Source organism: Nonomuraea sp. NPDC050227 (genome assembly GCF_044459705.1).
Classification (GTDB): domain Bacteria; phylum Actinomycetota; class Actinomycetes; order Streptosporangiales; family Streptosporangiaceae; genus Nonomuraea.
The window spans coordinates 565228-584442 of the sequence record NZ_JBITJF010000001.1 but is presented as its reverse complement, the minus strand read 5'-3'; the positions used below and the strand labels follow the sequence as shown (position 1 = coordinate 584442).

The window sequence follows — 19215 nt, the reverse complement described above, 5'->3', positions numbered from 1 at the left end:
CCTGACGGAGACGGGGTATGCGCATGATGGCGGGTATGAGACCCGAGCCCGGCCAGGTGCTGCACTTCTCCGAGGACCCGACCATCGAGCGGTTCGTGCCCCAGGTCGCGGTGACGTCCTCGCTCGGCGAGCCGTACGTGTGGGCGGTCGGCCACGACCGCTGCCCCGACCACTGGTTCCCGCGCGCCTGCCCGCGGGCGATGGCCTGGCGCGGGCCGGACACCACCGACGAGGACGTGGCCAGGATCGCCGGCGCGGGCTGCGGCGACCGCGTGCACGCCGTCGAGTACGCCTGGCTCAAGGCCATCATGGACGTCCGCCTGTACGCCTACCGCCTGCCCGCGGCCGGGTTCGCGCCGATCGGCGACCCGCCGCACGCCGTGGTGTCGCGGGAGCCGGTCGTCCCGATCGGCCCGCCCGAGCCGGTGGGCGACCTGTTCGAGCTGCACGAGCAGGCCGGCATCCAGCTGCGCGTGCTGGACAACCTGTGGCCGTTCTGGCACGAGGTGACCGGCAGCAGCATGGAGTTCAGCGGGATCAGGCTGCGGAACGCGCGTCGATGAGCGCGGTCAGCTCGGCCACCGGCATCGAGGCGGGCGGCAGCTTCTCGCGGGCGACCCGGTTGGCCTCGCGGCGCAGCACTTCGTTGACCGGCGTGGGCACGCCGTGCTCGCGGCCGAGCAGGACGATCTCGCCGTTGAGGTAGTCGGCCTCGATCGAGCCGCTGCCCCTGGCCAGGCTCTGCCAGGACGATCCGCCGCCCCGCCGGACGCCTTCGATCGGCACGACGTCCACCTGGTGGCCGCGGACCCGGCGCTCGTCCTCGGCGGTGGAGTAGGGGATGCCCGCGTGCTCGAACACGCTTATGGCCTCGGCGCGGGCCCGGTCGGCGAGCTCGGCCATGCCGTCGGCGTGCCCGACGAGGGCTTCGACGGCGTTGCCGAGGTTGTTGAGCAGCTTGCCGTGCTTCCAGCGCATGACGTCGGGGGTGGCTCGGGCGAGCAGCCCGTGTTTGCCGAGGTCGTCGGCGATTCGCCCGGCGAGGTCGTCCACACCCTGGGGGTAGCGCCCGACGTGCAGCAGGCCCGAGTACGGCCGGCCGTGGGCGGCCACGACGCCGGGTTCGAGGTGCTGGGACGGCAGCCACACGCACATGCCGTAGACCCGCTCGGACCTGCGCAGGACGGTGCGCTCGTTGGCCACGCCGTTCTGCGCGCACACGACCGGCAGATCCGTCGGCCAGGGATCGAGGGCGGCCAGGGTGTCCTGGGACTTGGTGGCCAGGATCAGCACGTCGTCGTCGCGGGTGGGGATCGGGCCGGAGGCCGCGGGGATGCGCAGAGTCTCGTCGGAATCGGGGGTGATCAGGCGGAGTCCGTCACGCTTGAGCGCCTCGTGGTGCGCGCCTCTCGCGACGAGCACGACCTCGTGCCCGCCCTGGTGGAGGCGGGCGCCGATGGTGCCGCCGACTGCTCCTGCTCCGATCACTATGTAGCGCATTGTCCGAGAATGTCACTTCTTACTTCGCGAGCGCCACCTCGGTCTGCGGCATCAGGGCGGTCCCGCGCGTACGCTCGCGCATGATCGTCTTCAGTACGCGCCAGCCGTCGCGCACCGCGTGCAGGTTGCTCGCGCCGTGGATCCGGGAGCGCTCGTGGCTGGGCACCTCGTGGATGACCAGGCCGGCCTGGGCGGCCCGGACGTTCATGAGGGTCTCGATCTCGAAGCCGTCGCAGTCGAGCTCCATGACGTCCAGGTGGTCGCGCCAGAAGGCGTTGTAGCCGTAGCACAGGTCGGTGAAGCGGGTGCCGTACAGCATGTTGGTCAGGCCGGTGAGGAACTTGTTGCCCAGCGACCGGATGGGGCTGAGGTCGTCGGAGCCGCCGCCGGGGGCGTACCGGGAGCCCTTGGCGAAGTCGGCGCCGTCGATGAGGGTCTCGACGAACGAGCGGATCTCCTTGCCGTCGGTGGAGCCGTCGGCGTCGATCATGACGATGATGTCGCCCCGGGCGGCCTGGAAGCCCTCGATGAGGGCGTTGCCCTTGCCGCGCCGGCTCTGCACGACGACCCGGAGGTCGGGGCGCAGCCTGCGCGCGACGGCGACGGTGTCGTCGGTCGAGTTGCCGTCGACCAGGATCACCTCGTCGATCCAGTCGGGCAGCGTGGCGAAGACGTGGGGAAGGTTCTCGGCTTCGTTCATCGCGGGGACGATGACACTGACACTGGCGGCGAAGGGCTGCTTGTTCATGGGTACAAGGTGCACCTGCACACATGCAGCCCACTTGACACTGCCTTGCAGTGATCCTACTTATATGCGATCTCCACCGACCAATGCCTCGTCCGCCCGCGCGAGGATCTCCTCGACGGTCTCTGCGGGGGACTGGGCGGAGGTGTCCAGCCACAGGCCGATGCGCGGCGTTTCGGCCCGCAGGGCGGCGTCGAGCTGGGCGATCGTCCAGGCGCCGTAGCCGGTCTTGGCGCGTTCGCGCTCGCGGCGCTCGACGGCGGCGGCGTCGGGGGCGAGCACGACCACCCGGAGCGGACGGGTGCGGATCCACCCGGTGAACCGCTCCAAGTCCTCTCCAAGGACCACATCTTGCACAATTGCTGTAAATCCGGCTTCGAAATACAAGTCCGCCGTTTGGGCCGCGAGCCGGTAGCGCAGCTGCAACTGGCGCACCGCCTCCTCCTCCGACCCGGGCGTCATCTCGGCCCGGCCGCCCACGACCATGCGGCGGAAGGCGTCGCCCCGGACGTGGGCCGACCGCGGCAGGCGCTCGGCCAGCGCCTGGGCGACCGTGGACTTGCCGGCGGCCGAGATCCCGGTGACCAGGACGACGCCGTTCACCCGCGGCCGCCCCTCACCCGCCGACCAGCTTCCGCACCCGGTCCGCGCCCACCGCCATGAGCAGCGTGGGCAGCCGCGGCCCGGTGTCGCGGCCCACCAGCAGCCGGTAGAGCAGGACGAAGAACGAGCGCTGGGCCGCCTTCAGCTCCGGCGTGGGCTTGGCGTCGGCGTCGAGGCCCGCCTGGAGCTTCGGCACGCCGTAGACCAGGCTGGTGAGACCGTCGAGCGTCCAGTCGTCGAGGCCGTCGGCCAGCAGCCGCAACGACTCGCGCTCGGTCTGGCCGAGGGAGTCGAGCAGGTCCTGGTCGGGCGTCTCGCGCACGTGGGTGCGCTGGTCGGCGGGCAGGTGGTCGGCCACCCAGCGCTGCGCCCGGTCGAGCCGGGGGCGGGCCTGGTCGAGCCGGTCGACGGCGTCGAGGTCGCGCAGGATGCGCAGCGCCTGCTCGTCGTGGCCGGTGGTGATGTCGAGGATCGAGGCCAGCGTGCGGTAGGGCACCGGGACCGGCGTGGCCGGCAGCGGCCCGGCGGCGGTGCCCACGGCGCGGGCGTGGGCGGCCAGCTCGGCGGGCTGGGCCTGGCCGGAGTCGACCTTGCGGGCCAGGGCGTCCCACTCGTCGTAGAGGCGCTGGATCTCCTGGTCGAAGGCGATCTTGAAGGACTGGGCGGGCTTGCGGCGGGCGTACAGCCAGCGCAGCACGGGCGCCTCCATGATCCCCAGCGCGTCGGCCGGGGTCGGCACGTCGCCCTTGGAGCTGCTCATCTTGGCCATGCCGGTGATGCCGACGAAGGCGTACATCGGGCCGATCGGCTGCTCGCCGCCGAACACCTCGCCGACGATCTGGCCGCCGACGACCCAGGCCGAGCCGGGGGAGTGGTGGTCGACGCCCGACGGCTCGAAGACCACGCCCTCGTACGCCCACCGCATCGGCCAGTCGACCTTCCACACCAGCTTGCCGCGGTCGTGCTCGGCCAGGCGCACGGTCTCGCCGAACCCGCACTCGCAGGTGTAGGCCAGCTCGGTCGTCTCGTCGTCGTACGCGGTGACCTTCGTGAGGTCGCGCTCGCACAGCTCGCAGTACGGCTTGTACGGGAAGTAGTCGGCCACCTCCCGGCCGCCGTCCTTGGTCCGGTACGCCGCCAGGATCGCGTCGATCCGCGACCGCTCGCGCACGGCCAGCAGGATCTGCTCCCGGTAGACGCCCGAGGTGTACTGCTCGGTCTGGCTGATGCCCCGGTAGTCGACGCCCAGCTCGGCCAGCGCGGCGGTCATCGGCGCCTTGAAGTGCTCGGCCCAGTTGGCGTGCGGGCTGCCCGGCGGGGCGGGCACCGAGGTCAGCGGTTTGCCGATGTGCTCGGCCCAGGACGGGTCGACGCCCGCGGGCACCCTGCGGAAACGGTCGTAGTCGTCCCAGGACAGCAGGTGGACGCAGTCGAGGCCGCGCCGCCTGATCTCGTCGGCGACGAGGTGGGGGGTCATGACCTCGCGCAGGTTGCCCAGGTGGATGGGGCCCGAGGGGCTGAGCCCGGAGGCGCAGACGATCGGTTTGCCCGGGGCACGACGCTCCGCCTCGGAGATCACCTCGTCCGCGAACCTGGAGACCCAGTCGGCCTCTGCACTTTCCACCATTGAGCCATTGTCGCGGCTCGCCCGGGTCATACGCGAACCGGCCGAAAATCCGGTGCGTCGCCGGCGAGCCCTGCAGTAGCCTCCCGCGCATGACGCCACCCCGTGTACGTCCGCCCTTCGTGGCCGACGAACGTACCCAGCTCGTCGGCTGGCTGGACATGCAGCGCTCGATCGTCCACTGGAAGTGCGAGGGGTTGTCCGAGGCCGACGCCCACCGGCCGGTCCTGCCGACCTCGCCCCTGATGACGGTGGCCGGTCTGGTCGCCCACATGCGCTGGACCGAGCACTGCTGGTTCGAGGTGCTCTTCCTGGGCGGCAGCGCCGAGGGCAACCCGCAGTTCCTGGAGGAGCCCGAAGACGCCGACATGCTGGTCGAGGGCGTCACGCTGGCCCAGCTCCTCGACGACTACGCCAAGCAGTGCGAGCGCTCCAACGAGATCGTCGCCGCCCACTCGCTCGACGACGTCGGCAAGCACCCCGACTTCAGGTCGGCGGCGTCCTCGCTGCGCTGGGTGCTGATCCACATGGTCGAGGAGACCGCCAGGCACGCCGGCCACCTCGACATCGTCAGAGAGCTGGTCGACGGGAACAAGGGCTACTACTGACCCGTCACACGCCCAGCACGTCCGCCGGGTCGGCGACGATCCGCTGGATGATCAGCCCGGCCGCCCCCAGCACCGCCGCGTCGGCGCCGTTGGCCGAGACGACCAGGGCGGGCGGCGTGCCGCGCATCTGCCCCAGCCGGGCCGCCAGCACGTCCCGGGCCGGGGTCTCCAGCCACGGGAACAGCGGGGCGAAGACGCCGCCGAGCACGATCCGGCCGGGGTCCATCAGGTGCACGGCCGACGTGAGCGCCACCCCGAGCGCCTCCCCGGCCCGCGCGCAGGCGGCCAGCGCGCGCCGGTCGCCCGCGGCCAGCGCGTCGGCCAGGGCGGCGACCGAGTCCAGGTCGCCGAGCAGGGCGTCCTGGCCCGCGTACACCTCCAGGCAGCCGCGGCCGCCGCAGCGGCAGGCGGGGCCGTCGGGGGTCACGACGACATGGCCCAGCTCGCCGGCCAGCCCGTACGTCCCCCGGAACACGGTCCCGTCCACGACCAGGCCGGCGCCGACGCCGATCTCGCCGGAGACGTAGAGGAAGTCCGTCGCCCGCGAGCCGAACCACAACTCGCCCAGCGCCGCCAGGTTCGCCTCGTTGTCGACCGCGCACGGCAGGTCGAGCAGGTCGGCCACCCGTACGTCCCGCCAGCCCAGGTGGGGGGCGTTGCGCAGCAGGCCGTCCTCGACCGTGCCGGGCACGGCCAGGGCGGCGCCGATGATCCGCAGCCCGGCCGCCTCGGCCTCCGCGGTGACCTCCTTCACCAGGTCGCGCAGCAGTTGCAGCACGTCGGCCGGGTCGGAGCCGCGATTGTCGGCCGGCCGGATGCGGCGCAGGCGTACGGACCGGGTCAGGTCGACCACGCAGGCGGCCAGATAGTCGATGTTGACCTCCAGCCCGAGCGCGGCCACCCGGTGCCCGCTCAGCCGCACGGCCACGCCGGGCCGCCCGCGCTCGCCGTCGCGCACCGCGCCCGACTCGCTCACCGCGCCGGCCTCCAGCAGGGCCGCGACCAGGCTGGACACGGTGGTCTTGGTCAGCCCGGTCAGTTCGGCCAGCGCCGCCCTGGTGAGCGGGCCGTGCGCGTGGACGGCCTGGAGTACCACGGCCAGATTGCGGGCACGCATGGAATCATGCCGGACCCCCCTTGACGCCACCATGCATGCCTCCTCAGGATTATGTACAGATTATGGACTAAAGGTAGGGGACGTCAGCAAATGTCATCCTTCACTCCGACACCCGCCGATCGCTTCACCTTCGGACTCTGGACCGTGGGCTGGCAGGCCCGTGACCCGTTCGGCGACGCGAGCCGTCCCGCGCTCGACCCCGTCGAGAGCGTGCACCGGCTGGCCGAGCTCGGCGCGTACGGCGTCACCTTCCACGACGACGACCTGCTGGCCGTCGAGCCCGACCGGGACAAGGCGATCGCCGCCTTCCGCAAGGCCCTGGACGAGACCGGGATGAAGGTCCCGATGGCCACCACGAACCTGTTCACCCACCCGGTGTTCAAGGACGGCGCGTTCACCAGCAACGACCGCGACGTGCGCCGGTACGCCCTGCGCAAGGTCATGCGCAACATCGACCTGGCCGCCTCGCTCGGCGCGACCACGTACGTGTGCTGGGGCGGCCGCGAGGGCGCCGAGTCCGACGCGGCCAAGGACGTCAAGGCGGCCCTCGACCGCTACAAGGAGGGCCTGGACCTGCTCTGCCAGTACGTCCTCGACCGCGGCTACGACCTGCGCTTCGCCCTGGAGCCCAAGCCCAACGAGCCGCGCGGCGACATCCTGCTGCCGACCATCGGCCACGCCCTGGCGCTCATCAACGACCTGGAGCACCCCGAGATGGTGGGCCTCAACCCCGAGGTCGGCCACGAGCAGATGGCGGGGCTCAACTTCGTCCACGGCATCGCCCAGGCGCTGTGGCACGGCAAGCTGTTCCACATCGACCTCAACGGCCAGCACGGCCCCAAGTATGACCAGGACCTGATCTTCGGCCATGGCGACCTCAAGAGCGCCTTCTTCCTGGTCGACCTGCTGGAGAACGGCGGCTACGACGGCCCCCGGCACTTCGACTACAAGCCGCTGCGCACCGAGGACCCCGACGACGTGTGGGACTCGGCCGCCGCGAACATGCGCACGTACCTGATCCTGAAGGAGAAGTCGCGCGCCTTCCGCGCCGACCCCGAGGTCCAGGAGGCCCTGCGCGCCTCCCGCGTGGACGAGCTGGCCCGGCCCACCCTCGCCGCGGGCGAGACCTGGCAGGACCTGGCCGCCGACGACTTCGACCCCGAGGCGGCGGCCCGGCGCGGCTTCCACTTCACCCGGCTCAACCAGCTCGCCCTTGAGCACCTCATGGGGGTCCGTGGATGACCAGGCCGCTCAGCGTCCAGCTCTACACCGTCAGGGAGCAGCTCGCCGCCGACCGCGACGGCACCCTTGAGCGCATCGCCGGCATCGGTTACGGTGCCGTCGAGCCCTTCGACCCGACCGCCGACCCCAAGAGCTTCCGCCAGGTGATCGACGACCTGGGGCTCACGGTGAGCAGCACGCACGCGTACGCGCTGCTCAGCCAGGAGCCCGCCGAGGTCTTCGACGCCGTCGCCACGGTCGGCGCCGACCTGGTGATCATCCCCGGCGGCGTCCCCGAGGCCGAGTTCACCACCCGCGACGGCCTCTCGCGCACCGCCGACCTGCTGAACGGCTTGGCCGAGCAGGCGGCCGGGCACGGCATGCGCATCGGCTACCACAACCACTGGTGGGAGATCGAGCCCAGGATCGACGGCCGGCACGCCATCGAGGCGCTGGCCGACCTGCTCGCCCCCGAGGTGTTCCTGGAGATCGACACGTACTGGGCGGCCGTGGGCGGCGCCGACGTGCCCGCCCTGCTCGGCCGCCTGGCCGGGCGCACGCTCGCGCTGCACGTCAAGGACGGGCCGATGGTGAAGGGCGAGCCGCACACGGCGGTGGGGGCGGGCGCGATGCCGGTGCCCGAGATCCTGGCCGCCGCGCCGGACGCCTGGCGGATCGTCGAGCTCGACACGTGCGCGACCGACCTGTTCACCGCCCTGGCCGACAGCCACGCCCACCTGACCGGCCTGGAGGGCTCATGAGCAGCGGGCCGGTCGGCGTCGCGGTCGTCGGCGCCGGGGTGATCAGCGCCCAGTACCTGCGCAACCTCACCGCCTTCCCCGACGTGCGGGTGCTCGGCGTGGCCGACCTCGACACCGGCCGGGCCGCCGCGGCGGCCCGCGAGCACGGCGTGCCCGCCTCGGGCAGCCTGGCCGAGATCCTCGCCCTGCCCGAGGTCGAGATCGTGGTCAACCTGACGGTCCCGGCCGCGCACGCGGCCGTCGCGCTGGAGTCCCTGCGCGCCGGCAAGCACGTGTACGGCGAGAAGCCGCTCGCCCTGGACATGGACCAGGCGGCCAAGGTCATGGCCGAGGCCGCCAACCTGGGCCTGCGCGTCGGCGGCGCCCCCGACACCTTCCTCGGCCCAGGGCTCCAGGCCGCGGCGCACGCCCTGCGCTCCGGCCTGATCGGCGAGCCGGTCGGGATCACCGTCGCCTTCCAGAACCTGGGCCCGGAGTCCTGGCACCCCGATCCCGAGTTCTACTACCGGCCCGGCGGCGGCCCCCTGTTCGACATGGGCCCCTACTACCTCACCGCGCTGGTCTCCCTGCTCGGCCCGGTCGCCCGGGTCGCGGGCGGCACGCGCAGGGCCCGCGCCGAGCGGGTCGTCGGCTCCGGCCCCAAGGCCGGCACCCTGTTCCCCGTGGACGTGCCCACCCACGTCAACGCCCTGCTGGACTTCCCCGGCACGGCCACCGCCACCGCCACCTTCAGCTTCGACTCGCCCGTCAGCCGCAAGCTGATCGAGGTGATCGGCACGGAAGGAGCCCTGCTGCTGCCCGACCCCAACACCTTCGGCGGCCCGCTGCTGGTCCGCGGTCCGCACGACCCCGACTGGCGGGAGCTGCCCGTCGCCGCCGACCAGGCCGGGCGCGGCATCGGCGTGCTCGACCTGGCCCGGTCGCTGCGCGCGGGCACGCCACACCGGGCCTCGGGCGAGCTGACACTGCACGTGCTGGAGCTCATGACGGCCATCACCGAGTCGGGCGAACGCGCCGAGTTCCGCCCGATCACCTCGGCCGTGACGGCCCCCGAGCCCCTGCCCGCCGGCTGGGACCCGTACGCGAGCACGTTGTCCTGACGGGACGGCTCAGAAGAGCGGCTTGGCCAGCCGGATCGTCAGGATCCGGCTGGTCACGCCCGAGTCCACCAGGCGGCCGTCGGCGTCGAAGGTGCCGAGGCCGAAGTCGTTGTCGTTGGCCACGGCGAGCGTCACCGGGTCGAGCAGGGCGACGCCCTCGATCTTGCCGGGCAGGCCGGGGATCGCCGCCAGGTCCACGGCCAGTGCCTTGGTGGCGACGGTGACGTTCGACGGCAGCGACGCCTCCAGCGAGGGCGTGGTGGCCGGGTCGTCGTGCCGGCCGCCGAGCAGGTTCGTCGCCCGGCGCAGGTCGACGGTGTAGAGGCGGGCCACGGCGTCGGTGCGCTCCTGGAGCAGCAGGCGGCCGGGGCTCAGCACGTTCAGGGCGGAGATCTTCATGTCGCCCTGCTCGGCCGCCGGGTCGAAGCCGGCCACGTTCTCCATCGTGTAGGCCCACTCGCCGGTCGGGCGGCCGGTACGCAGGTCCACCCGCAGGATGCGGGCCGTGCTCGACGCCTTGCCGGTCTTCTTGTCGGGGTTGGCGAGCGGACTCTGCACGGCCAGGTACAGGGCGCGCTCGGCCTGCGAGACGCCGAGCGCCTCGATGCCGCGGTTCTGCTGCCGGGACGCCAGGATCGCGGGCAGCGTCTCGTGGACCGGGTAGCCGGCGCCGGTGAGCTTCAGGCCCTTGGGGACGTACCGGGCCAGGACGCGGCCGTCGCTCGCCACGTGCAGCAGCGAGGGAGAGTACTCGTCCACCAGCCAGAAGCCGCCGCGGCCGTCGGTGACGATGTCCTCGGTGTCCAGGCCGTTCGGGTCGTAGGGGAGCTGCGTCAGGCCGTCCCAGGTGTAGGGAATCTCGTCGTGGCCGGACTGGTTGGACAGACCGGTGATGGGGGTGCCGTCGGAGGTCTTCAGCGGGATGCTCTCCACGATGCGCGCCGTGTCGTGCCGCACGGCCACGCGGACGATCGCCGGGGCGAACTCCGGCACCGGGAACGTGCGCCGCTTCTCGCCGTTGATCTTGGGCTCGCCGTTCGGGCCGCGGTCGGTGACCATCCAGTACTCGCCCGCGCGCCTGGCCGGGAACAGGCCGCTGCCGAGGCCGCCCAGCTTGACGCCGCGGGAGTCCTTGACGATGTCCGGCTCGAAGGCGGCCAGGTCGGGGGCGGGCAGCGTCACGTCGGACAGGACGCGCGGCTGCCGTCCCGAGGCGGCGTCGGCGGGCGCGGCGACGGTGGTGGCGAGGGCCGCGCCGACGGCCAGCATGGCGATGAACGAACGAGACATGACGCTTCCCTTGGCAGCAAATCTACAGATAAGGGTCGAAAGGTATCCGCGCTGGATGTCCTGCCGTTGAAGGGCGCGTGAATTCGTCACACGACATCCCACGAAATTTCACGACGATCGGTGACATGTCGTACTAGGCGGCCTTCGGGGGGCTTCCTACCGTGGAGCCGTGACCCTAATCCGGCGTACGGCCGTCGCCGCGGCGGCGGCGCTCATCTGCTCGCCGCTGCCCGCGCAGGCCGCCCGCGCCGACGGCGCCTACACCTGCTTCCTCGGCCGGATCGACCACGGCACGATCTCCGGCCAGGACTGCGAGGGCGTCGGCTACGTGAACGTCAACGTCACGATCACGGCCGGCCCCGACCCCGGCAGGTACCTGTGCCGTACGGCCTTCTCCTGGAACGGCTCCCTGTCGGGCGAGGGCTGCACGGGCTGAGCCCGTCCCGGTTCCTTGCCTGCCGGTGAGGTCCCCGGTCCGGCCGTTCCCTTCCCTTCGTTCGGGGCAGGAGGGTGCTCATGACCCATGACCCCTTCGAACCTCCCGGAACCGGGCTCATCACCTCCTGGATCGCGCTCCTCGACAACGCCCGCCACGAGAACCGGGTCATCTCGGTACGCCTGCTGAGCGGCGACTGCTTCACCGGTCACGTCACCCGCCGGGGCGACTCCGTCGTCACCGTCGAGTCCTCGGAGCGGACCGCCGGCGTACGGGAGCACAACCTGGCCATCAGCGCCATCGTGTCGATCACCTTCGAGTCGCCGCCCGGTCCCGGCGGGGCCTCGCCCGCCTGAGCACCCGCCGGAACGCCCGGCTGTGTGCCGGAAGCGCCGGACGCGCCGGCCTGTCGCACGGGAACGCGTCGTCACGTATCGTCCGCAGCAGCGACCCCGTCCACGTGAGGAATGATCAACATGTCCCACGATGTGGTACGACGCGTTTTCCAGGTGGTCGACTCGTTCGACCCCGACAAGTTCGCCGAGCTGCTGGCCGAGGACGCCACCCTGGTGTTCGGCAACGCCGAGCCCATGGTGGGACGCGCCGCCGTCGCCGCCGGCCTGCGGACGTTCTACTCGACCATCGGCGGCCTGCGGCACCGGATCGTCCGGGACTGGCAGGCCGGGGCCGACACGATCGCCGAGACCGAGGTGACGTACCGGCGGCTCGACGGCAAGGACGCCGCGGTGGTGGCCGTGTCGATCTGGCGCACCCGGGACGACGGCCTGATCTCGGACTACCGCATCTTCGCCGATCTAGCCCCCGTATACGAGCCGTAGCCCTTACCCTGTATTCCTGTCGGTATTGTGGACAACTCTCGTGCGCCGTCGGCGGCCACGTACCGACAGGAGAACCGCCATGCCCACCTACGAGCCGCCCACCCCCACCCCGACCGGCACCCCTGCCCCGAGCCCCACGCCCCCGACCCCCAGCGAGCCCCCGACCCCCAGCCCCACGACCCCGTACCCCACCCCCACCCCGACCTCCACGGCAACCCCGTCACCCACCGCGACCCCGACTCCGACCGGGACCCCGACTGCGACCAGGACGCCAACCCCGAGCGGGACACCCACCCCGACCCCGACCACCACCCCCAGTGCGACGCCGAGCCCTTCAGGGGTGGCTCCGGCCCCGAGCGCCACCCCCTCGACCCCCGCCCCGGCCGCGCCCGCCCCCCAGGGCTCCGGGATGCCGACCACCGAGGTGCACGGCACCGCCTTCACCAAGGCCGCCGGCGCCTTCCTCGCCGAGCGCACCGAATACGCGACCGACACCCGCCGCATCCTCGACGCCCTCGACGCGCTGGGCGACTTCGCCGGCACCGACGAGACCGCGAACACCTTCAAGAAGAACTACGTGACGGCCCTGGAGAAGGCCGAGACCTACGTCGACGCCCTGCGCGACGTCTATCCGGCGGTGGCCGACCGCCTGGCCGACATGCGGACCAGCTTCGACGTCGCCAACTGGGCCACCATCGCATCCCTGCCCGAAGTGTCCGACCCGCCCAAGCTCGCCCCCGACGGACAGTTCGCCTGACACCCCTGGAGCCCCCGATGACCACCCCCGAAGACCCCACCCCCTACCTCGACGACGAGATGCGCCGGCTCCTCGGCCAGTTCCAGGCCGACATCCGCCCGCTGGAGGAGTTGCAGGAGAGCCTCGACGCCGTCCGCGGCCGTGGCGAGGCCGCCGACGGCCAGGTGAGGGCCGAGGTGCTGCCGACCGGCGCGCTCGGCGGCCTGCGCATCGATCCGCGGGCCATGCGACTGGGCGCGGACGCCCTTGCCGAGGCCGTCCTGGCCGCAGCGAACGCCGCCGCCGAGGACCTCGCCGCCCAGATGACCGGCCTGATGACGACCGGTCTGACCCCTTTCGCCGACGAGGTCCGTCGCTTCACCCGGGACTGACGACGTGACCGGCACTCAGTACCGGCGCCACCGCCTGAACTGGTCCTGGCCCGCGGCGACCCCCAGCTTGGCGAGCATCTGCTGCCAGGTCGGCAACAGGCTGGCTGGGTCGTCCACGACGTCGCCCGGCCGGTTGAGCGCGTTGGCGGTGGTGCTGAAGATGGTGGACCCGGTCAGGAACACGACCGCGTTACGCGCCGCCGGGTTCTTCGGCAGCACGTTCGCGGCCTTGCCGAAGTTGGCCGGGTCCACGTGGTAGAAGACCATGGCCGCCGCGAAGTTCTTCAGCATGTACTCGCCGCGGTCCCCCCAGGAGCCGGTGTCCTCGCCGCGCGCCAGCTTGAGCCCGTCGACGACCGCCTGGTCGAGCACGGTGTAGGCCAGGCTGCCCCCGAGGGCGTAGATGAACCGCTTCCCCACGGCGTTCTCGAACATCTTGAGCAGCAGCCGCGCCTGCGACCTGCGCATCGCCCAGTTGATCAGCACCTGGACCTTTTTGTCGATCGCGGGCCAGCAGAAGAACATCAGCAGTTCGATCCACTGGATCATGGCCATCGTGCGCAACGTGTGCTGGGTCCGTTCCAGCAATTCCGCGTAATCCTCGACCGCGTCCGCCAGTCCGCGGATGTAGGCGGAGACGCGCGGCGGATAGGGCGCGATCTCCTGGTTGAAATACGTCCGGAACGCGTCGATGCCCGCTCCGCTGTTCGGCGGCAGCCAGACCCGGGCCGCGACCTCCTCCACGTCGTCGAGGCTGGCGTCCACGCGTCCGGCCAGTTGGCGCAACAACTCCGCAGCCGCCCGCGCCTTCGCCGGATCGCCGTCGGGATAGGCCACGCTCAACATCTGCAGAACCACACCGCCCACCCCGACGGCGGAGAACATGAACCCCGCCATCGGCAGCGCCCGGGAAGAAGGACTCATTCGACAACCCCATTTCTCCTGATATCGGCAATAATCATAGGATCATCCCACCAATGCTCTTGATTACGCCAGTCCCGGCCGGAACAAGACGACGGAACTGAGCCCTGAACCGGCGCGCAATTGCTCAATGGCCTCAATGCGGCTCATGTTCTGCGTCGGAGGTACGGTGACCCCCGAATTCGCTCACATCTCCGCCGGACACCACCCCGATCCCGCACTGTCGATGTCCCTGCACGCCGACGCCTATACCGACCCGAAATGGCACGACATCGACCAGTGGCCCATCTTCGGCCGTTCCTGGCAGTGGCTGTGTCACGTGGAACCGCCTGCGGACGCCGGGCGGCTACGTGACGGGGACGGTGGCCGGTGCCCGTACCACGCCTGAACTTCGACCTGACCGGCCGCCTGAGACGAGCGCGCAACACCGGCGGCATGCCCGGCTTCGCCCCCTCCACGGTGTGCCTCGACCGGATCCGGGTCACCGAGCACGCCGTCCACCACTTCCACGGCCTGGTCCTGGACGCCTGCCGCCGCCACCTCGAACAACGGTCATGGGACTCACACAGCCCCGACCAGAAGGCCGCTTCCGGAGCCGGAGGCGGCCTTCTCCGTGTTCGTCTGTCACGCCTGGAACCATCCGGACACCTGCTTGTTGTGACATACCCCTACGGAAGGGATGACCGCGTGGGCCCACCGGACCCCCGGCAGCGCTTCGAGGAGCTCTACACCGAGCACTACGCGACCGTCTCCGGCTACGTGCGGCGGCGCAGCGACGACCCTCACGACGTCGCCGACGTCATCGCCGAGACGTTCACGACCGCCTGGCGGCGGCTCGGCGAGGTGCCGCCCGGCGACCGCGCCCGGCTCTGGCTGTACGGCGTGGCCCGGCGCACCCTGGCCAACCACCGTCGCGGCGAGTCCCGCAGGGCGGCCCTCACCACGCGCCTGCGCGCCGAGCTCGCGGAATGGACCGGCCCGGCGGCCGCCCCCGCGGCGGACCCGGTGGCGGACGCCGTGCCCGAGACCGCCCGCGCGGCCTTCATGCGGCTGTCCGCCGACGACCGCGAGGTGCTCTCGCTCGTCGCCTGGGAGGGGCTCGGCAACGCCGAGCTGGCGCAGGTGCTCGGCTGCTCGCGCCTCGCCGTCCGGCAGCGCCTGCACCGCGCGCGCAAGCGCCTGGCCGTCGAGCTCGCCGCCGACGACCCCGATCTCGCCCGGTACGGCCCTCGGGCCGTCCGTCTCGCCAAGGAGACCTCATGAACTCGCAGCTCGACGACATCGTCAGGCGGCTCGCCCCGCCCGCCGGGCCGGGGCTGACGCCCGGCGCCAGGGAGACGATGTACAAGATCATGGACGAGGAGCCCGCTCCGGCCCTGCCCGCGCGCAGGAGGCGGCGCGCCCTGCTCGCGCTGCCGGCCGCGCTGGGCGCCCTCGCGGCGTCGCTGGCCGCCGTCGTCACCCTCGGGCCCGCCTCGGCCTCGGCCCTCGACGTCAAGGAGGAGGGCGACTACTTCGTCATCGAGGTCGAGGACGTGTTCGCCAAGCCGGAGGTGTACCGGCAGCAGCTGCGCGACGCCGGGCTCGACATCAAGCTGCGGCTGTTGCCCTCCACGCCCAGCAACGTCGGCTCGGTCGCCCCGAGCACGGTGGAACCGGACGGGATCAAGGTGATCGACCGTCAGGAAGGCTGCGAGACGGCAGGCGGCTGCCCGATCAGCATCAAGGTCCGTCGCGACTTCAAGGGCTCGGCGGAGCTCGTCCTCGGCCGGGAGGCGCGTCCCGGTGAGGAATACCAGATCATCACCGGCTTCGACGTGCCCGGCGAGCCCATGCACTGCGCGCCGTACTACAACAGGCCCGTCAGCGAGGTGCGCGCCCTGCTCAAGGACCGGGGGGTGGACATCCAGGCGTTCGACGTCCTCGGTCCCGTCTTCTGGACGGACGAGGGCAAGGAGACCGAGCCGGTGACCAAGGCGTCGGTCCCGGAGTCCATGCACGTCGTCGGCGGCTACCTGACGATGGCCGGCAAGGCGGCAGTCCAGGTCAGCGACTCGGACCTGCCCGCCGACCTGGTGCGCACGCTGAAGGAGAAGGCCGGATGCCCGTGATCCCGAACAAGGCGCTGGCCGCCGTCCTGGTGGCCGCGACGGTCGGCGTCGTGCCCGCGGCCGACCGTCAGGACGACCCTCCGCAGCCCGCGGACGCGGCCCGGGCGGGCGGCGTCACGCTGATCACGGGGGACCGCGTGGTGGTCACCGGCGGCGGCGGATACCGCGTGCAACCGGGTCCGGGCAGGCGGGTGGGGTTCAGCGGCCAGGTCCAGGACGGTCACCTGTACGTGATCCCGTCCGACGCCCGGCCGCTGGTCGCCGCGAACCTGCTCGACCGGCGGCTGTTCGACGTCACCCAACTGCTGGCCTGGCGGTACGGCGACGCCGACCGGCCCGACATCCCGCTGATCGTCCAGTCGTCCCCGGGGACGGCCCCGGCGCTCCGGGGGACCGAGCGGGCCCGGCCGCTCGGCGGGCTCGGGATGAGCGCGATGAACGTCGTCAAGGCGTCCGCCGGGCGAACCTGGCAGGACCTGGCGGCCGGCGCGCGCTCCCTGACGGCCGCAACCACCAAGCTCTGGCTGGACGGCCGCCGCTCCTACAGCCTCGACCGGAGCGCCGAGCAGATCGGCGCGACCGAAGCCTGGAAGCACGGCATGACGGGCGAGGGCGTCACGGTGGCCGTCCTGGACAGCGGGTACGACCCCGACCACCCCGACCTGAAAGGCGTGGTCACCCAGGAGAAGAACTTCACCGACGAGCCCGACATCCGCGACAACACCGGGCACGGCACCCACGTCGCCTCGATCATCGCGGGGGCCGACGCGAAGTACCGAGGGATCGCGCCCGGCGCGAAGCTCGCCGTCGCGAAGGCCGGCACCGCCTTCGGGCTGACCGAGTCGGCGATCCTGGCGGGCATGGAGTGGGCCGCCGCCGAGGTCAAGGCCAAGATCGTCAATTTGAGCTTCGGCGCCCCCGACACCCTGGACCTCGACCCGGTCGAGCAGGCGGTGAACACGCTGTCGCACCGGTACGGCACGCTGTTCGTCGCGGCCTCGGGCAACAAGAGCACCACCGTCGCCAGCCCCGGCAGCGCGGACGCCGCGCTCACCGTCGGCTCCGTCGACCACCAGGACCGCATCGCCGCCTCCTCGGGCAGCGGCCCCCGTGAGGGCGATCACGCCATCAAACCGGACATCACCGCACCCGGAGTGGGGATCGTGGCCGCGAAGGCGGGCGGGACCGGCACCGAGGCGCATGTGGCGATGTCGGGCACCTCCATGGCCGCGCCGCACGTGGCGGGCGCCGCGGCGATCCTCGCCCAGCTTCATCCCGACTGGACCGGGCAACGGCTCAAGGCCGCGCTGACGGGCAGCGCCACGCCGCTTCCCGGCCTGACGCCGTACCGGCAGGGGGCCGGGCGGGTGGACGTCGTCCGCGCGCTGGCCCAGCAGGTCGTCGCCGTGCCGGAGCGCGTGTGGGCGTACTTCCCCTCGGACGGGACGGGGGAGCGGGTGTCCACCGGGACCGTCACGTACGACAACGCCGGTGACACCCCCGTCGACCTCGACCTGACCGCCGACGGCGAGGTCGTGAGGCTGTCCGACCGGCGTCTCCAGGTGCCCGCCAAGGGGCAGGCGACGGTCACTGTGACGATCGACGCCAAGGACCAGGCGTCCGGCGAGCATCCGGTGACGATCACCGCCAGGTCGGGCGACACGGTGATCCGCACCCTCGCCGGCGCGTACGTCGAGCCCGAGTCCCACAACGTGACCGTCAAGGCGCTCGACCGGGCCGGCCGGCCCGCCGAATCGGGCTTCATCCAGGTGTACGACGCGCGGACGGGCGCCGGCCGCGACGTGCCCCTCGTCGACGGGACGGCCCGGCTCAGGCTGCCCGAGCGCGAGTGGAACCTGTACGCCGAGATCTACGACGCGGGAGACACCCTGGCCCACGCCCGGCTCGATCTCGACCAGGACCGGCAGGTGACCATCGACGCCCGCGACGGCAGGCGAGCCGGCTTCAGCGTGGACGACCCGGACGCCGCGCCGGGTGACGAGCTCGACGTCGAACTGGCCGACGGCGCGTGGTCCTACGGGTTCGCGAGCTGGCCCGCACCGGGCTGGGACACCTACGTCGTCCCGGCGCGCGCGCCGGGCCTGCGATTCCTGAGCAGGAACATCTGGAAGAGCAGGACCCGCACGCCGAGCCCGTACGTCTACGACCTGGTGAACACCCACACCGACGGGCTCCCGGACAACCCCTTCTACGCCGCCCGGCGCGTGGACCTGGTCAAGGTGACGGCGACGTACCGGGCCGCGGCCGCGGCGGCGACCGGACTTCCGTACTTCGGTCCGAGGCTCGTCGAGGACAGGCCCGGGATCATGGCCGCCCCCGGGCAGGACGTGGAACTGCCGAGCACCCTCACCCACTACCGGACGCCGGGGCTGGTGTGGGACAGCGGGTTCGAGGTCGGCACGTCCGTCCTGGCCGGCGCCCCGGTCAGGCTGGAGCGGGGGAGCGCCACGGAGGTGTGGAACGCCGCCGTGACCGGCCCGTCCGCGCCCGTCGCGACCCGATCGGGTGACGAGCTGACCGTTCCCGTGGGCGACCTGTTCGCCGACGGCGTCGCCGGCCACAGGGGCGCCGACGACGCGGCCACCGGCACCGCCATCCTCACCATGGGCGGCCGGACGCTGGCGGAGACCGACCTGGCGGGATGCGCCACGGCCCGGCCCAAGGACTGCGTGCTCCACGCCACCCTGCGACCGGAGGCCGCCACGTACACCCTGAAAGCGTCGGCCCGCCGCCAGGTGCCCTACTCCGCCCTCTCGACCGCCGTGGAATCCGTCTGGACGTTCCGCTCCTCCAGGGCCGACGGCCGCCGCCCGCCGTCCCTGGCAGCGGTACGCCTCACCCCCACCACCCTGGACGACCACAACCGCGCCCGTCCGGGCACCCGCACCCCCCTCACCCTGACCCTCGAACCCCCAACCCGCCAGGAGAGCACACGGGTACGCCTTGAAGCCTCCTCCGACGACGGCCGCACCTGGCATCCCGTCCCGGTGACGCGATCCGCCCAGGGCTGGCTGGCGGTGGTCGCCAACCCCCGCACAGCGGCATTCGTCTCCCTGCGCGCGACCGTCACGGACACCCCCACCACCGGACTGACCCAGACGATCACCCGCGCCTACGCGGTGCGCTGAACCCGTGCCCGGCCGTCCATCGGGGGAACGGCCGGGCACATCCGGCTGACTCACCCGCCGCC

At 72.0% G+C, this 19215-nt stretch carries 21 protein-coding genes; 13 read left to right on the top strand and 8 right to left on the bottom strand.

Features of this window, described 5'->3' with window-relative positions; translation table 11 throughout:
• Positions 1-35 precede the first annotated feature (35 nt).
• The gene (locus ACIBK9_RS03190) at positions 36-563 is read left to right on the top strand and encodes a DUF6886 family protein (RefSeq protein ID WP_364327602.1); all 528 of its coding nucleotides are present in this window, start codon (positions 36-38) and stop codon (positions 561-563) included.
• On the opposite strand, the gene ACIBK9_RS03185 is transcribed toward ACIBK9_RS03190, so the two are convergent.
• Genes ACIBK9_RS03185 through lysS form a run of 4 tightly spaced genes read right to left on the bottom strand, consistent with a single transcriptional unit; the run spans position 538 to position 4475 of the window.
• Complete coding sequence (locus ACIBK9_RS03185) at positions 538-1500, bottom strand: ketopantoate reductase family protein (protein WP_397154772.1); 963 nt, start codon at positions 1498-1500, stop codon at positions 538-540. The two genes, ACIBK9_RS03190 and ACIBK9_RS03185, sit on opposite strands and share 26 nt — an antisense overlap.
• 19 nt (positions 1501-1519) lie before the next feature.
• The gene (locus ACIBK9_RS03180; RefSeq protein WP_352321313.1) at positions 1520-2248 is read right to left on the bottom strand and encodes a glycosyltransferase family 2 protein; all 729 of its coding nucleotides are present in this window, start codon (positions 2246-2248) and stop codon (positions 1520-1522) included.
• Between the two features lie 60 nt (positions 2249-2308).
• Entirely contained in the window at positions 2309-2848 is a 540-nt protein-coding gene (locus ACIBK9_RS03175) for an AAA family ATPase (protein WP_397154769.1), read from the bottom strand.
• A 13-nt stretch (positions 2849-2861) separates the two neighbouring features.
• Entirely contained in the window at positions 2862-4475 is a 1614-nt protein-coding gene (lysS, locus tag ACIBK9_RS03170; RefSeq protein ID WP_397154767.1) for a lysine--tRNA ligase, read from the bottom strand.
• 89 nt (positions 4476-4564) lie between these two features.
• Here lysS and ACIBK9_RS03165 point away from each other — a divergent pair, with 89 nt between their 5' ends.
• The gene (locus tag ACIBK9_RS03165) at positions 4565-5080 is read left to right on the top strand and encodes a DinB family protein (protein ID WP_358006890.1); all 516 of its coding nucleotides are present in this window, start codon (positions 4565-4567) and stop codon (positions 5078-5080) included.
• A 4-nt stretch (positions 5081-5084) separates the two neighbouring features.
• On the opposite strand, the gene ACIBK9_RS03160 is transcribed toward ACIBK9_RS03165, so the two are convergent.
• The gene (locus tag ACIBK9_RS03160; RefSeq protein ID WP_397154765.1) at positions 5085-6197 is read right to left on the bottom strand and encodes an ROK family protein; all 1113 of its coding nucleotides are present in this window, start codon (positions 6195-6197) and stop codon (positions 5085-5087) included.
• Positions 6198-6287: 90 nt separating this feature from the next.
• Here ACIBK9_RS03160 and xylA point away from each other — a divergent pair, with 90 nt between their 5' ends.
• Genes xylA through ACIBK9_RS03145 form a run of 3 tightly spaced genes read left to right on the top strand, consistent with a single transcriptional unit; the run spans position 6288 to position 9279 of the window.
• Positions 6288-7439: a xylose isomerase gene (xylA, locus tag ACIBK9_RS03155; RefSeq protein ID WP_352357490.1), complete on the top strand. Its 1152-nt coding sequence runs from the start codon at positions 6288-6290 to the stop codon at positions 7437-7439.
• Positions 7436-8179 carry a sugar phosphate isomerase/epimerase family protein gene (locus tag ACIBK9_RS03150; protein ID WP_397154763.1) on the top strand — a complete coding sequence of 248 codons (744 nt, stop codon included), beginning with the start codon at positions 7436-7438 and terminating at the stop codon, positions 8177-8179. Before xylA ends, ACIBK9_RS03150 begins: the two co-directional genes overlap by 4 nt.
• On the top strand, positions 8176-9279 hold the full coding sequence (locus tag ACIBK9_RS03145) for a Gfo/Idh/MocA family oxidoreductase (protein WP_358290549.1): 1104 nt from the start codon (positions 8176-8178) through the stop codon (positions 9277-9279). Before ACIBK9_RS03150 ends, ACIBK9_RS03145 begins: the two co-directional genes overlap by 4 nt.
• 9 nt (positions 9280-9288) lie before the next feature.
• On the opposite strand, the gene ACIBK9_RS03140 is transcribed toward ACIBK9_RS03145, so the two are convergent.
• Positions 9289-10569: an esterase-like activity of phytase family protein gene (locus ACIBK9_RS03140; RefSeq protein ID WP_397154761.1), complete on the bottom strand. Its 1281-nt coding sequence runs from the start codon at positions 10567-10569 to the stop codon at positions 9289-9291.
• Positions 10570-10738: 169 nt separating this feature from the next.
• Here ACIBK9_RS03140 and ACIBK9_RS03135 point away from each other — a divergent pair, with 169 nt between their 5' ends.
• From ACIBK9_RS03135 to ACIBK9_RS03125, 3 genes are all read left to right on the top strand, one after another.
• On the top strand, positions 10739-11005 hold the full coding sequence (locus tag ACIBK9_RS03135) for a hypothetical protein (RefSeq protein WP_397154759.1): 267 nt from the start codon (positions 10739-10741) through the stop codon (positions 11003-11005).
• A gap of 80 nt (positions 11006-11085) precedes the next feature.
• Entirely contained in the window at positions 11086-11361 is a 276-nt protein-coding gene (locus ACIBK9_RS03130) for a hypothetical protein (RefSeq protein WP_397154757.1), read from the top strand.
• Between the two features lie 120 nt (positions 11362-11481).
• Positions 11482-11844 (top strand): nuclear transport factor 2 family protein, encoded by a 363-nt coding sequence (locus tag ACIBK9_RS03125; protein ID WP_397154755.1) that lies wholly within the window; start codon positions 11482-11484, stop codon positions 11842-11844.
• Positions 11845-11931: 87 nt separating this feature from the next.
• On the opposite strand, the gene ACIBK9_RS03120 is transcribed toward ACIBK9_RS03125, so the two are convergent.
• The gene (locus ACIBK9_RS03120; RefSeq protein WP_397154754.1) at positions 11932-12264 is read right to left on the bottom strand and encodes a hypothetical protein; all 333 of its coding nucleotides are present in this window, start codon (positions 12262-12264) and stop codon (positions 11932-11934) included.
• Between ACIBK9_RS03120 and ACIBK9_RS03115 the strand changes: the two genes are divergently transcribed.
• Positions 12254-12601 carry a hypothetical protein gene (locus tag ACIBK9_RS03115; protein WP_397154752.1) on the top strand — a complete coding sequence of 116 codons (348 nt, stop codon included), beginning with the start codon at positions 12254-12256 and terminating at the stop codon, positions 12599-12601. The genes ACIBK9_RS03120 and ACIBK9_RS03115 overlap by 11 nt on opposite strands.
• A gap of 17 nt (positions 12602-12618) precedes the next feature.
• On the top strand, positions 12619-12972 hold the full coding sequence (locus ACIBK9_RS03110; protein ID WP_358290528.1) for a YbaB/EbfC family nucleoid-associated protein: 354 nt from the start codon (positions 12619-12621) through the stop codon (positions 12970-12972).
• Between the two features lie 15 nt (positions 12973-12987).
• Here ACIBK9_RS03110 and ACIBK9_RS03105 read toward each other — a convergent pair whose 3' ends face one another.
• On the bottom strand, positions 12988-13896 hold the full coding sequence (locus tag ACIBK9_RS03105; protein WP_397154750.1) for a hypothetical protein: 909 nt from the start codon (positions 13894-13896) through the stop codon (positions 12988-12990).
• A gap of 366 nt (positions 13897-14262) precedes the next feature.
• On the opposite strand from ACIBK9_RS03105, the gene ACIBK9_RS03100 reads away from it, so the two are divergent.
• Genes ACIBK9_RS03100 through ACIBK9_RS03090 form a run of 3 tightly spaced genes read left to right on the top strand, consistent with a single transcriptional unit; the run spans position 14263 to position 19153 of the window.
• Entirely contained in the window at positions 14263-15156 is an 894-nt protein-coding gene (locus ACIBK9_RS03100) for a sigma-70 family RNA polymerase sigma factor (RefSeq protein WP_397154748.1), read from the top strand.
• Positions 15153-16004, top strand: a complete 852-nt coding sequence (locus ACIBK9_RS03095; protein WP_397154746.1) for a hypothetical protein — start codon at positions 15153-15155, stop codon at positions 16002-16004. The genes ACIBK9_RS03100 and ACIBK9_RS03095 overlap by 4 nt, the downstream gene beginning before the upstream one ends.
• Complete coding sequence (locus tag ACIBK9_RS03090; protein WP_397154744.1) at positions 15995-19153, top strand: S8 family serine peptidase; 3159 nt, start codon at positions 15995-15997, stop codon at positions 19151-19153. Before ACIBK9_RS03095 ends, ACIBK9_RS03090 begins: the two co-directional genes overlap by 10 nt.
• Positions 19154-19215: the final 62 nt, after the last annotated feature.

Coding starts and splice junctions, on each gene's coding strand:
- ACIBK9_RS03150 (WP_397154763.1), top strand. CDS start 7,436: ATGACCAGGCCGCTCAGCGTCCAGCTCTACACCGTCAGGGAGCAGCTC.
- xylA (WP_352357490.1), top strand. CDS start 6,288: ATGTCATCCTTCACTCCGACACCCGCCGATCGCTTCACCTTCGGACTC.
- lysS (WP_397154767.1), bottom strand. CDS start 4,475: ATGGTGGAAAGTGCAGAGGCCGACTGGGTCTCCAGGTTCGCGGACGAG.
- ACIBK9_RS03180 (WP_352321313.1), bottom strand. CDS start 2,248: ATGAACAAGCAGCCCTTCGCCGCCAGTGTCAGTGTCATCGTCCCCGCG.
- ACIBK9_RS03110 (WP_358290528.1), top strand. CDS start 12,619: ATGACCACCCCCGAAGACCCCACCCCCTACCTCGACGACGAGATGCGC.
- ACIBK9_RS03160 (WP_397154765.1), bottom strand. CDS start 6,197: ATGCGTGCCCGCAATCTGGCCGTGGTACTCCAGGCCGTCCACGCGCAC.
- ACIBK9_RS03105 (WP_397154750.1), bottom strand. CDS start 13,896: ATGAGTCCTTCTTCCCGGGCGCTGCCGATGGCGGGGTTCATGTTCTCC.
- ACIBK9_RS03090 (WP_397154744.1), top strand. CDS start 15,995: ATGCCCGTGATCCCGAACAAGGCGCTGGCCGCCGTCCTGGTGGCCGCG.
- ACIBK9_RS03115 (WP_397154752.1), top strand. CDS start 12,254: ATGCCGACCACCGAGGTGCACGGCACCGCCTTCACCAAGGCCGCCGGC.
- ACIBK9_RS03145 (WP_358290549.1), top strand. CDS start 8,176: ATGAGCAGCGGGCCGGTCGGCGTCGCGGTCGTCGGCGCCGGGGTGATC.
- ACIBK9_RS03130 (WP_397154757.1), top strand. CDS start 11,086: ATGACCCATGACCCCTTCGAACCTCCCGGAACCGGGCTCATCACCTCC.
- ACIBK9_RS03140 (WP_397154761.1), bottom strand. CDS start 10,569: ATGTCTCGTTCGTTCATCGCCATGCTGGCCGTCGGCGCGGCCCTCGCC.
- ACIBK9_RS03095 (WP_397154746.1), top strand. CDS start 15,153: ATGAACTCGCAGCTCGACGACATCGTCAGGCGGCTCGCCCCGCCCGCC.
- ACIBK9_RS03125 (WP_397154755.1), top strand. CDS start 11,482: ATGTCCCACGATGTGGTACGACGCGTTTTCCAGGTGGTCGACTCGTTC.
- ACIBK9_RS03190 (WP_364327602.1), top strand. CDS start 36: ATGAGACCCGAGCCCGGCCAGGTGCTGCACTTCTCCGAGGACCCGACC.
- ACIBK9_RS03165 (WP_358006890.1), top strand. CDS start 4,565: ATGACGCCACCCCGTGTACGTCCGCCCTTCGTGGCCGACGAACGTACC.
- ACIBK9_RS03185 (WP_397154772.1), bottom strand. CDS start 1,500: ATGCGCTACATAGTGATCGGAGCAGGAGCAGTCGGCGGCACCATCGGC.